Source organism: Pseudomonas entomophila L48, from assembly GCF_000026105.1.
Classification (GTDB): Bacteria; Pseudomonadota; Gammaproteobacteria; order Pseudomonadales; family Pseudomonadaceae; genus Aquipseudomonas; species Aquipseudomonas entomophila.
The window spans coordinates 4,371,445-4,383,767 of record NC_008027.1; the positions used below are offsets into that span (position 1 = coordinate 4,371,445).

Annotated in this window: 11 protein-coding genes and 1 tRNA gene; 3 read left to right on the top strand and 9 right to left on the bottom strand. The window is 63.5% G+C overall.

Features of this window, described 5'->3' with window-relative positions:
- The first annotated feature begins 30 nt into the window (after positions 1-30).
- Positions 31-786, top strand: coding sequence for a methyl-accepting chemotaxis protein (locus tag PSEEN_RS27390; RefSeq protein ID WP_373694297.1), 756 nt, complete (start codon positions 31-33; stop codon positions 784-786).
- A 229-nt stretch (positions 787-1,015) separates the two neighbouring features.
- Positions 1,016-2,782, top strand: coding sequence for a phosphoethanolamine transferase CptA (locus PSEEN_RS18795; protein ID WP_011535142.1), 1,767 nt, complete (start codon positions 1,016-1,018; stop codon positions 2,780-2,782).
- An 87-nt stretch (positions 2,783-2,869) separates the two neighbouring features.
- Here PSEEN_RS18795 and PSEEN_RS18800 read toward each other — a convergent pair whose 3' ends face one another.
- The 5 genes from PSEEN_RS18800 to PSEEN_RS18820 form a co-directional block, all read right to left on the bottom strand.
- On the bottom strand, positions 2,870-3,448 hold the full coding sequence (locus PSEEN_RS18800; protein WP_162042956.1) for a CatB-related O-acetyltransferase: 579 nt from the start codon (positions 3,446-3,448) through the stop codon (positions 2,870-2,872).
- 88 nt (positions 3,449-3,536) lie between these two features.
- Positions 3,537-4,421 (bottom strand): glycosyltransferase family 2 protein, encoded by an 885-nt coding sequence (locus PSEEN_RS18805; protein WP_011535144.1) that lies wholly within the window; start codon positions 4,419-4,421, stop codon positions 3,537-3,539.
- Positions 4,422-4,580: 159 nt separating this feature from the next.
- A complete protein-coding gene (locus PSEEN_RS18810; RefSeq protein WP_011535145.1) occupies positions 4,581-5,930 on the bottom strand; it encodes a TolC family protein in 1,350 nt (449 codons plus the stop codon).
- A complete protein-coding gene (locus tag PSEEN_RS18815) occupies positions 5,927-8,053 on the bottom strand; it encodes a peptidase domain-containing ABC transporter (protein WP_011535146.1) in 2,127 nt (708 codons plus the stop codon). Before PSEEN_RS18815 ends, PSEEN_RS18810 begins: the two co-directional genes overlap by 4 nt.
- The gene (locus tag PSEEN_RS18820) at positions 8,050-9,306 is read right to left on the bottom strand and encodes an HlyD family secretion protein (protein ID WP_011535147.1); all 1,257 of its coding nucleotides are present in this window, start codon (positions 9,304-9,306) and stop codon (positions 8,050-8,052) included. Before PSEEN_RS18820 ends, PSEEN_RS18815 begins: the two co-directional genes overlap by 4 nt.
- Positions 9,307-9,557: 251 nt before the next feature.
- Between PSEEN_RS18820 and PSEEN_RS18825 the strand changes: the two genes are divergently transcribed.
- Positions 9,558-9,755, top strand: coding sequence for a bacteriocin (locus PSEEN_RS18825; RefSeq protein ID WP_044488353.1), 198 nt, complete (start codon positions 9,558-9,560; stop codon positions 9,753-9,755).
- A 124-nt stretch (positions 9,756-9,879) separates the two neighbouring features.
- On the opposite strand, the gene PSEEN_RS18830 is transcribed toward PSEEN_RS18825, so the two are convergent.
- The 4 genes from PSEEN_RS18830 to ybgF all read right to left on the bottom strand — a co-directional run bounded on the left by PSEEN_RS18830 (position 9,880) and on the right by ybgF (position 12,318).
- Positions 9,880-9,955, bottom strand: a tRNA-Lys gene (locus PSEEN_RS18830).
- Between the two features lie 60 nt (positions 9,956-10,015).
- Positions 10,016-10,690 (bottom strand): 7-cyano-7-deazaguanine synthase QueC, encoded by a 675-nt coding sequence (queC, locus tag PSEEN_RS18835; protein ID WP_011535149.1) that lies wholly within the window; start codon positions 10,688-10,690, stop codon positions 10,016-10,018.
- Between the two features lie 10 nt (positions 10,691-10,700).
- Positions 10,701-11,348, bottom strand: coding sequence for a 7-carboxy-7-deazaguanine synthase QueE (queE, locus tag PSEEN_RS18840; protein ID WP_011535150.1), 648 nt, complete (start codon positions 11,346-11,348; stop codon positions 10,701-10,703).
- Positions 11,349-11,508: 160 nt separating this feature from the next.
- Positions 11,509-12,318: a tol-pal system protein YbgF gene (gene ybgF / locus PSEEN_RS18845; protein ID WP_011535151.1), complete on the bottom strand. Its 810-nt coding sequence runs from the start codon at positions 12,316-12,318 to the stop codon at positions 11,509-11,511.
- Positions 12,319-12,323: the final 5 nt, after the last annotated feature.

The following is a 12,323-nucleotide window of genomic DNA, read 5'->3' on the forward strand; positions in this document are numbered from 1 at the left end:
GCGGTGATCGCCAGCCAGACCAGCGCCGGCATGCAGCAGCAGCACCGCGAAATCGAACAGGTGGCCACCGCCGCCAACGAGATGAGTGCCACCGCCCAGGACGTCGCCCACAACGCTTCGCAGGCCGCCCAGGCCGCCCGTGGTGCCGACCAGGCAGCCCGCGAAGGGCTGGCACTGGTCGACGCCAATCGCCAGGCCATTGATCGGCTGGCCAGCGGCATGGACACCGCGATGCAGGAAGCACGCACGCTGGAAAGCCGCAGCGAGCAGATTGGCTCGGTATTGGAGGTGATCCGCGCCATCGCCGAGCAGACCAACCTGCTGGCGCTCAACGCCGCCATCGAGGCGGCCCGAGCTGGCGAAGCGGGGCGTGGTTTTGCCGTGGTCGCCGACGAAGTACGCAACCTGGCGCAACGCACCCAGGTGTCGGTGGAAGAGATCCGCCAGGTGATCGAAGGCCTGCAACAGGGTACCCGGGATGTGGTCGAGGCCATGCATGGCGGCCAGCGCCAGGCCCAGGACAGCGCCACGCAGATGGAACAGACCCTGCCCGCCCTGCGGCGCATCGGCGAGGCGGTGGCGGTGATCACCGACATGAACCTGCAGATCGCCTCGGCGGCCGAGGAGCAGAGCGCGGTGGCCGAGGAAGTGAACCGTAACGTGGCCGGAATCCGCGATGTGACCGAGTCGTTGTCGGGGCAGGCCGACGAATCGGCGCGGATCAGTCAGGCCCTGAACCGCCTGGCCAACCAGCAGCAGGCGTTGATGGAGCAGTTCCGGGTATAAGCCGACGCCCATCGTACACCTCTGTAGGAGCGGCTTCAGCCGCGATCACCCGCACAGCGGGTGCCAGACGCCGCGTCGCCTGCATCGCGGCTGAAGCCGCTCCTACAGGGTCGACGCCACACCGAGACTTTCATGTCGCGTTGACGTTCTTTTCACGCAGCCTGCATTAGCGTCGCCTCCCTTACCGCCGCTCGCCGGATCCGGCATTTTCAGGCTCATCGAGGCATACGTGTCGACTTCTTCTACCTCCCCCCGCAAACGCATGGACTGGGCCGGCCTGGGTTGGCTGCTGCTGTTTTTCTGGTACTTCTCCGGTGTTACCCAGGCCCTGCTGCTGTTCAGCGGCACCACTGGCTTCGCCGGCTTCCGTGACGCCTTCATCCTCAGCAGTCTATGGTTGACCCCTGTGCTGTTGCTGCCGCGCCTGACCCGCCCGCTGTCCGCGCTGATCGGGTTGGTACTGTGGGCTTCGTCGCTGGTGGGCTTGAGCTACTTCGGCATCTATCACCAGGAGTTTTCACAGAGCGTCATCTTCGTGATGTTCGAATCGAACACCGCTGAAGCCAGCGAATACTTCAGCCAGTACTTCAGTGTCACCCTGTGCCTGGCGCTGTTGCTCTATACGGTCGTTGCCGTATTGCTTTGGCGACGCATCCGACCGGTCACCCTGCCCCTGCACACTCGCCTGCCACTGGTCATCGCACTGCTGGCCGCGCTCCTGGTCTACCCCTTCTACAAGCAGATGGTCACCCAGGAACGCTCGTTCGCCGATGCCCGGGAAAAGGTCGAACAGCGCATGGAACCCGCCGTGCCGTGGCAACTGGTGGTCGGCTACCGGCAGTACCGCCAGCAACTGGACAACATGCAGGAACTGCTTGACCAGAACGCCGCACTGCCTCCGCTGCAAGGCCTGAAGGACAACAATGGCGACACGCCTCGCACCCTGGTGCTGGTACTGGGCGAGTCCACCACCCGCGAACACATGCACCTGTATGGCTACAACCGCGACACCACCCCCAACCTCGATGCCCTGGCTGCCAGCGACAAGGGCCTGACGGTATTTCGCAACGTCGTCTCGCCTCGCCCCTATACCATCGAGGTGATGCAGCAGATCCTGACCTTCGGCGACGAAGAGCACCCTGACCGCTTCCTCACCGATCCGTCACTGATCAACCTGATGAAACAGGCAGGCTACAAGACCTTCTGGATCACCAACCAGCAGACCATGACCAAGCGCAACACCATGCTCACCACCTTCTCCCAGCAGACGGACGAGCCGGTGTACCTGAACAACCAGCGCAACCAGAATGCCAGCCAGTACGACGACGTGGTGCTGCCTCCCTTTGAAAAGGCCCTGCAGGACCCGGCGCCGAAGAAGCTGATCATTGTCCACTTGCTCGGTACGCACATGGACTACCGCTACCGTTACCCGGCGCAGTACGAGCACTTCAAGGACAACCAGGGGGCACCCACGGCGCTGTCGCCTGACCAGGTCGAAACCTACAACTTCTACGACAACGCGGTGCGCTACAACGACTTCGTGGTGTCCAGCCTGATCAAGCGCTATTCGGCGAGCACCCCGAACGGCTTCCTGCTGTACCTGTCCGACCATGGCGAGGACGTCTACAGTTCGGGCAACCACGACCGCCTGGGCCGCAATGAAGGCGATCCGACCCGGCCGATGTACACCATCCCGTTCCTGCTCTGGACTTCACCGAGCTGGCAAGCCAGCCACCCACGCGACCTGCAGGCGGCAGCCGCACGCCCGTACAGCAGTGCGCACCTGATCCATACGCTGTCCGACCTGGCCGGCCTCAGCTACGACCTTTACGAGCCGGCCAAGAGCGTGGTCAACGATCAGTTCGTCGCCACACCGCGCTGGATCGGTAACCCCTACGCGAAGAATGGCCTGCATGACTTCGACCAGTTGCCTACCGGCAAGGCCGACAAGCAGCAGACAGTCAGCAACGACATGCCGAAGCCGGGCAAGATCTGAGCGGGAAGGTGGCGCGGAGCCTGGCACCGGCTTTGCCGGTGTTCGCCAGCAAGGCTGGCTCCTACGGGGGCGGCGTAATGCCTTTGATCAAGGCGTGGAAACTTCCTGGCGCTTGCGTGCGTAGTCGAGGAAGGCGTCCAGGTCGCCACTGCTGAGCATGCGCGCCACCGCCTTCACTTCATCGACCGGCCAATCCCACCAGGCCGCCTCGAGCAGCGCCTCGCGTACCGGCTCGTCAAAGCGCCAGCGGATGAACTTGCAGGGGTTGCCCCCCACCACCGCGTAAGGCGGCACGTCGCGTGTGACCATGGCGCCGGCAGCAACGATCGCGCCATGACCAATGGTCACCCCGGAGAGAATCATTGCATTGGTGCAGATCCAGCAGTCGCTGCCGATCACCACATCGCCCTTGCTTGGGGCATAGTCCTTGATATCGTCCAGCCCCTTGATCATGGCCGGAAACGGATAGGTGGTCAGCCAGTCCGTGCGATGCTCACCGCCCAGCAACACCTGCACTCCCGCGGCAATCGAGGTGTAGTTGCCGATACGCAGCACCGCATCGTCACCGAACTCGGTGACCACCGGCGTGCCATAGCTGCCCACGCCCACGCTGGCGCGGGGGTAGCTCAAGCGGATCTTCTCCGCCGCCCGGTCGAGTTTATCCATGGCGCGCAGGCGTTTGCGCTCCCGGCGATTGATCAGTTTCTGCCAGAAATTCAAGAAATGTACCCAGGAGCGAAGTTGGAAGGAATCATCAACGGTGGAACAACAGGCGTTTGATACGCCTGAAGGTGGTCTTGTTGTAATGGCGCAGCGGGATGCCACGCAGCAACTTCCAGGCGTAACCCTTGTCCGACACCACCGCGTACTTCAAGGCTTTGTGCACCAGCACCGAACGCCCCCAGGCGTAGGCCGGGTGTTCGCGATACGGGGCGATGGTCTTGAGGTCGGCCTCGAGCAGCACCTTGAACTTGCGCGACAGGTTGTTGGGATGACGCCGGTAACGTGTGACGCACACTGGAAGCTCGTGGATCTCGTAGCCCTGCGACGCAATGCGCAGGGTCATCTGGAAGTCCTGGACCTTGATCGACGGATCATAGAACTTCGCCGCCCGCATGGCTTCCATGCGGTACAGCGATGCCGGAGCGCCGATCACCACGGCATCGCGCAGGATCTGCTCGAAGCTGAAGGTCTTGATCTCGCTGCGTTGCTGCACCTTGGTATCGCGGCCTTCCGTGTCCATGTAGGTGATCAGCGCGCCCACGCAACCGACTTGCGGGTGCTCGTCCAGATAACGGGCACGCACGCTGAGCGAATGCGGCAGCATGATGTCGTCCAGGTCCGGCGTCGACACATAGACGCCACGGGCATGGGCAAGCCCGGTATTCAGTGCACCGCTGACGCCCTGGTTGGCCTGGGTGAGGAGCGTGAAGTCGTAGGTCTTCTGGAGTTCGCGCAGCATTTCCACGCTACGGTCGCTCGAGCCATCATCGACGATTATGACTTCGAAGTTCGGATAATCCTGAGCAAAGATACTCTGCAGGGCTTCCAGCAGGTACTTCTCGGCGTTATAGCAGGGTGCCACGACAGAGATCAGCGGGGGCTGGGGCTCGGAGTGGTGCTCGCTTCCATGTGTCATTGATCTGAGGCGCCTCTGGCCGCGGTGGAATGGCCTCCCGACGGGCAACATGGCAGTGTTGCGCCGGGCGAATGAGAGTATTCGCGATCAGACAGTGAACACGACAAAGCCGGCATATGCAATGCCGCCCACGGACATCCGTCCTGTGGGGGAGGATCGTCACTGCCCCAGTTGCCCCAGGTCCGCCGCCAACTGCAGCCTCGCGGTATACCATTCGACCACCGAACTGACCCGGCGCTGTTGCGCGCTCGCCAGGTCGTTTTGCGCATTCAGCAGCTCGATGATGCTCCCGACACCTGCCTTGTAGCGCCCCAATGCCACCCGATGCGACTGGCTGGCACTGTCGACCAGGCGCCGACTGATGGCCAGGGCCTGGGTGCGCGCCTCCAGGGCCTGGCGGCTGCGCCACACACTCAGGGCAATGCTGCGCTCGGCTTGCTGCAAGTCTTGCTCGCGCGCACCGGCTTCATATTCGGCGGCGCGGGTTCGGCGCCGGGCAAGGAAACCGTCGAAGATCGGCACGGTGACTTGCACGCCCACCGTCCAGGTTTCGATCTGCTGGCGCGAAGCTACCTGTTCCACGGGTGTATCGTCATGCCGATAACTGCTGTACAAGGCGATCTTCGGGCGCCCCTGGGCGCGTTCCGCATCAGCCCTGGCCAGGCTCGACGACCATTCGGCGCGGGCCTTCGCCACGGACGGATGGTTGAGCCTGGCCTGCTCCATCAGGGCATCGACGCTGGCCATGAAGGCCGCTTCCTGCCCCTCGGGCTCATTCAGGGCCTCGAGTTGCAGCGGCGTGGATGGCGAAAGGCTGAGCGCACTGGCAAGTACCCCCCGGGCCGTGGCCAGGTCACCCTCGGCCAGCACCCGCTCGAGCCGGGCCTGTTCGTAGGTAGTCTGCGCCTGCAAGCGGTCGGCCTGCTCGCCCGCGCCAGCCTGGTGCTTGGCGGTCGTCACCTTGAGGCTGTCGGCGGCCAGCGCCTCGATACTGCGCCGCGCTTCGAGCAACGCGCCATTGGCCTGCACCTGGTAGAACGCCTTGCTGGTGTCGAGCACCACCTGCTGGATCTTCGCCACCCGGCTGCTGCTGGCTGCATTGAGCAGTTGCCGGGCACTTTCCACCTTGGCTTCGCGCAAGCCGAAGTCGTACAGCACCCAGTTGAGGTTCACGCCATAACTGCTGGTACGCGCATCCAACGTGGAGTTGGCGTCGGAAAAGCCCTCGTAACGGGTCTTGCGGTTGGCCCTGCCACTGCTGACGACGCCCTGCAGCGTCGGCCAGTAGGCCGACTGCTCAGCCGCCATGCTGGCCTGGCTGCTGAGCTGCGTACGCCAGGCCGCTTCGATTTCAGGGTCGGCGCACAGGGCCATGGCCACCGCCCGCGACAGCCCCAGCGCCTCACCCGACCGCAAAGGCCCGGGGCACGCCTGCAATGATTCCCCAGCGGCCAGGCATGGCAGGCTGGACAGCGCAAGCACTGCGGCCAAGCGAAGCCCCAGGCTCATGGCGCGGCGTCTTGCCGAGGACCATTGCCGGCCAACCGACCATTGACCAGGACCACCACGCGCTGGGCCGAACGTATGGTGTCTGGTCGATGGGCAACGATCACCCGCGTGATGTTCAACGTTTGCAGGGCCTGGTTCACCGCGTTCTCGCGCTGGATGTCCAGGTGACTGGTAGCTTCGTCGAGAAACAGCAACCGGGGTTTGCGATAGAGCGCACGCGCCAGCAGGATGCGTTGCTTCTGGCCGCCCGACAGTACCGTGCCCATGTCCCCAACCAAGGTGTTGTAGGCCATCGGCATGCGCACGATATCCTCATGCACTGCGGCCAGCCGGGCGCATTGCTCGACCCAGGCCTGGTCGACGTCACTGGCGAAGAAGCTGATGTTGTCGCCGATGGAACCGGCGAACAGCACGTCGTCCTGCAGCACCGTGGCGCTGATACTTCGCAGCCGGTCGAGGTTGTTCGCGTCCACCGGTTCACCGTCGAGCAGCACCTGCCCCTCGACCGGTGGCAGGATGCCAAGCATGACGTTGAGCAAGGTGGTCTTGCCACACCCGGACGGCCCGACAATGGCCAGCGATTCGCCCGGCTCGACGGTCAGCGACAAACCATCGAGCACCCAAGGCTCATGGTCTGAATAACGAAACCGCAATTGACGCACTTCCAGCCGCGGCACCGGACTATCCGGCGGCACATCCACCAACCCTCCCCGTCCCTCGGCCTGCTGCAGCACGATGTCTGCCAGACGCTCGCCGTGCAGGCGCAGCATCACCACATCCACCAGCTTGTCGATCAGGCCCGCCACCCGACCATTGAACTGGTCCTTGTAGGCATTGAAGGCAATCAGCATGCCGGCGCTGAACACCCCCTCGATCACCTGCCGGGCGCCCAGCCAGATCACCAGCAACGTCACCGTGCCGAACAGCAAACCGTTGAACGCGCGATAAAACAGTTGCAGTTTCTGCGGCCGCAGCCCGGCATTGATCTCGTCAACCAGCAAGCCCCCCCAGACGGTGGCGCGCTGCTCCTGGCGAGCAAACAGCTTGAGCGTGCGCACCCCGCGCATGGTTTCCAGGAAATAGCTCTGCTGCCGGGCGGCTCTCACCAGTTCTTCCTCGCTGGCCCGCCGCAATGGGCCGAACCAGGCCCAGCGCGCCAGCGCATAGAGCAGCATGGCGGCGACCGCGATCAAGGCCAGCGGCGGGCTGTAGAGAAACATCAAAGTCAGGGTGACCACCGTCATCACCCCATCGAGCAAGGCTTCGATGAACGACGTGGTCAGGGTGCGCTGGATCGCCTTGAGCGAGCCGAACCGCGAGACGATATCGCCCAGGTGGCGGCGCTCGAAGTAGGCCACCGGCAAACGCACCAGGTGGTTGAACACATTGATCTGCCACTGGCTGCCGAGCAAGGTGCCGAGGTACATCAGCGCCCAGGACCGCGCCAGCGACAGGGCCTGCTGGGCCACCAGCAACAGGCCGAAGCCGAGCGCCAGCACCGCCAGCAGGTCGCGGTCGGCACTGACCAGTACCTTGTCGATCACCGTTTGCAGGAAGAACGGCGTGAGGATCATGCACACTTCCAGCGCCGCGCCCAACGCCAGCACATGCCCCAGCACCCCGCCAAAGCCCTGCACCCGGCCGAGCAAACGCCGCAGCGGCAACGGGGTCTTCGTCTCACCGAGCTGAAAATCGCTGTGCGGCCACAGTTCAAGGGCAACGCCGGTAAACGCCTCGGACACCGCCTGGCGGGTCAGCCGGCACACGCCACGCGCCGGGTCGTGCAGCGTCACCCAACGCGGGCCGACTTCCTTGAGCACCACGAAGTGGTTGAAGTTCCAATGCAGGATGCAGGGCAGCTTGAGTTGCTCCAGCGCCTCCAGCTCCAGGCGCAGGGGCCGGCTGGCCAGGCCCAGCTGCGCCCCCATGGCCATCAACTGCTTGAGGGTCGCCCCCTTCATCGAGGGTGACAGTTTCTGACGCAGCGACGGCAGGTCGTGAACCTGCCCGTGGAAGGCCGCGATCATCGCCAGGCAGGCCTGGCCACACTCGGCCGCCTCGACCTGGAGGATGACCGGCAGCTTGCGACCGACGCCGAAATTCAAGGATTGGGCAATGCTCACAGTCGTTTCCCTATGCCGCGCAGCGGTTCGAGCAGCCATTCATAGAGCGGCAGGTTTTCCAGCATGATGTCAGCGTCCAGTTGCATGCCCGAACGCAGGCGTTCCTCGCGCCCGCGGGCGAACAGGCTCTGGCGCTCCAGGGTGACCCGCACCCGGTACAACGGGCCCTGCTCGCGCAACGCTTCGGAGGCCGCGCCCACGGTCATGATTTCATCGGCGGGCAAGGCGCTGCGTGAAACCGAAGCCACCGTCCCCCGGGCCAGGCCGAAGTGCTGGTAGGGATAGGCCTGGTAACGCAGCATCACGGCGTGGCCGGGGCGCACGAAACCGGCTGAGCGGCTGGGCACGTAGAGTTCGGCATAGAGTTGGCTGTTCTGCGGCACCAGGCTGAACAGGGGGCGGCTGACGTCGGCGCGGGCACCGTTGACCACGCCGATGGCGGTCACCTCCCCGGCGGCCGGGGCGGTGATGACGACCTGCCGCTTCACCTCGCTTTCCAGCAGACTGCTCTGGCTCTCCAGCAATCGTCGGTCGAGATCCGCCAGTTGCTTGGTCTGGTTGAAGGGCAACTCGGCAAGCTCGGCACGCAGGGCCGCACTGTCATTACGCAGGGCCAGCAACGAGCGGTTCAGCTCCTCGGCCCGCAGGCGAACTTCGAGCACCGCATCCTGCTTGTCTTGCAGCAGATCGCGGGAAACGAAGTCCTGGCGTTGCAGTTCCGTGTAACGCTCTGCGATGCCCTGGGCCAGGGCCAGCCGCTGGCTGGTCAGGGCGATCTGCGCGACGACCTTGTCCTGCTCGCCCTGCAACATCGCCAGGCGCCGCTGCTTGCCCTCGCGCTCCTGCTGGTGCAGCACCTTGGTTTCGACGATTTCATCGGCCAGGCTGCTGTTGCGGCGCTGGATCAGGCGGCTGATGGCGACCTGGTTCGCATCGGCATCGCCGTTGTGGGTGTCGCTGACCAAGGTCAGCAATGCTGCCCCCGCCTGTACCTGCTGGCCCTCGCTGACGGCAAGGTCCTGGACCACGCCAACCTGAGGGGCGAATACTTTGACCAGCCCCCCTTCAGGTACCAATACACCCGTGACAGCCTCGCGGCGGGTGTAGCTTGCAAGGCTGAGGAACAGCGCCAGCAAGATGCAGAACAGCACCGCGCCGGCACCCGCCAAACGCAACGACGGCGGCGAGACCAGCACCACGTTGCCCAGCTCCTTGTCCCTGCCTGCGTGCAGCGCTTCCTTTCGAAATAGCATTCCCTGACCACGATTCCGGCAAACCTGTACGGCCAGCCTAAACAGGCAGAAACCCATCGGCACTAGTACAGGTGGACTATTGCGCGAAGCTCATGGAGATCGGTTGGAGGGCGCCACGACAGTGGCATCGCGACATTAGGTCACCCGTGCTATTGCCGGAAACGGGCGGGACGGGAAAGTATTCCGCCATGCCCTGGACCTCAGGGCGTGCCTCAGACGGAACAACATCAACGAGAAAGAGGAAGCTCTCAATGAACACCGAACAAGAAAACCTCCGCACCCTAAGCACCGAAGAACTGGACCAGGTCAGCGGCGGCTTCTCGGTCGAGGCCTTTGGCTACCATGTCGGCGCCGACGTCGTGAACTATGGCCAGGGCGACATCCTGCATGTCAGCTGGGGCTCGGGCGGCTCCTACAACTTCAAGGAGTTCCAACTGTGCGCGCAGTGACTGGCCGCCTTCGGACATTCGCCTGAAACGCCATCGCCAGAGGCTCGACAGCCTTGGGCGGGCTGGACGGTGAAAACGAAAAACCCCGCTCCATTGCTGGAAGCGGGGTTTTTCATACTGCATATGGTGGGTCGTGTAGGATTCGAACCTACGACCAATTGGTTAAAAGCCAACTGCTCTACCAACTGAGCTAACGACCCGTTGGATGGCGCGTATATTACTGATTTCTCAGAGGAAATCAACACCCCATCAGAAATTTTTCAAAAATACCGGGTCGGGTCCTCTACACCGGCAGCCTTGAAGCCATCGGCACGCAGGCGGCAACTGTCGCACTTGCCACAGGCACGCCCCTCGTCATCGGCCTGGTAGCAGGACACGGTCAGGCTGTAATCCACGCCCTGGGCGATACCGGCCTGGACGATCTGGGCCTTGCTCAAGTTCTGCAAGGGCGCCTGGATACGGAAGCCCTGCCCCTCGACACCGGCCTTGGTCGCGAGGTTGGCCATGCGCTCGAAAGCCTCGACGAACTCAGGGCGGCAGTCCGGGTAGCCGGAGTAGTCGACCGCGTTGACGCCGATGAAGATGTCGCGAGCTTCAAGCACTTCGGCCCAGCCCAACGCCAGCGAAAGAAACACGGTATTGCGCGCTGGCACGTAAGTCACCGGAATGCCCTCACCCGGCGCCTCAGGCACATCGATGCTGTTGTCGGTCAGGGCCGAGCCACCGATGCCGTTGAGGTTCAAGCCGATCACCTTGTGCTCGACAACGCCCAAGTCGCGGGCGACCCGAGCCGCGGCATCGAGCTCGGCGCGATGTCGCTGGCCGTAGTCGAAGCTCATGGTGTAGCAGGCATAGCCTTCGGCCTTGGCCATGGCCACCACGGTGGCCGAGTCCAGGCCGCCGGAAAGCAGGATTACCGCGCGTTTGTCAGTCATGTCTTTTCTCTCAGCGTCCAGGTTCGTCGTTCCACAGCAGCTTGTGCAGCTGCAACTGGAAACGCACGGGCAGGTTGTCGGCGACGATCCAGTCGGCCAGGTCGGTGGCGCTCACCTGATGGTGGCTGGGCGAGAACAGCACTTCGCCCGCTCGCTCGGCCAGGTTGAACTGAATCAGCTTGGAGACCGCCCAGTCGTAGTCCTCGCGGGAACAGATGACGAACTTGACCTGGTCGTTGCGGGTCAGCAGTTCGATGTTCTCGTAGCGGTTGCGGTGCGATTCCTCGGAGCCCGGGGTCTTGAGGTCGACCACGCGGCTGACCCGGGTATCGGTGCCGGCGATGTCGAGGGCGCCGCTGGTTTCCAGCGACACCTCGTAGCCCGCGTCGCACAGGCGCTGCAACAGCGGCAAGGCGTTGGGCTGGGCCAGCGGCTCGCCCCCGGTGACACAGACGTAGCGCGGCTTGAAGCCGGCCACCTGCTCGAGGATCGAATCGAGAGTGCGCACAGTGCCGCCACTGAAGGCGTAGGCGCTGTCGCAGTACTGACAACGCAGGGGGCAACCGGTGAGGCGCACGAATACCGTGGGCAGCCCAGCCGTTCGCGTTTCACCCTGCAACGAGTAAAAGACTTCGGTGATGCGTAATGTGTCTTGCATGATCGCCACGGGCGTGACAGCTGAACAGGCTGTCCGCCTCCGTCAGGCACTGTCGCGGACTCGACATAGCGTTATCCGCGACAGCGTGTTTACAAAAAATGGGGTACGGATTCTAACGAAAAAACCCGCGACAGGCGCGGGTTTCTTTCAAATGCACTGCTTAGAGCTTCTGCAGGTCGCGTTGCGCCAGTTGCGCGGCGGAAGTGCCGGGGTACTGGGTGATGACCTGTTGCAGGATGCCCTTGACCTTGTCGGTGTGGCCCATGCGGCGCTCGACGTCGGCCAACTTGTAGAGCGAATCCGGCACCTTGCTGTGCTGCGGGTACAGTTGACTGACCTTGGCAAAGGCCTGGCCGGCACCCTGCAGGTCGCCCTTGGCAAGGTTGACTTCGCCAAGCCAGTACTGGGCGTTGCCGGCGTACTGGCTGTTGGGGTACTTGCGCAGGAAGGCAGCGAAGGCCTGGCTGGCCTTGTCGAAGTCCTTCTGCTTGATCAGGTCGAAAGCAGCTTCATAGAACAGCTTCTCTTTCGCCGGATCGCCCGGCTCGCCACTAGCGGCCGGTGGCTGCGCGGCACTTGCGCCGGCAGCGGCACCCGTGGCGGCGTTGACGGCCCCACCAGTGGAAGAATTGTCTGGAGTCGCGGCAGGTGCGGCACCGCTGCTGATGCGGCGGTCGAGATCCTGGTAGCGCTCGAGGTTTTCCTGCTTCATGCGCGACACATCGTTTTGCAGCTCTTCGATGATGCCTTGCTGGCGGGAAAGTTGGTCCTGCATCTGTTGCAGCTGCATGAACAGCTGGCCGTTTGCAGAAGCAGGGGCCGAAGCCCCTGCCCCGGCATAGGCGCCGCTCGTGCCATAACCCGCAGGTGGATAGCCACCCGCGTTGTCATCTACTACGGGAACTGCAGCCCACGCCGAGAAGGGCAGGCTGAGTGCGAGGACGGTCAAAGCACGACGGCACATACGCATAAGAA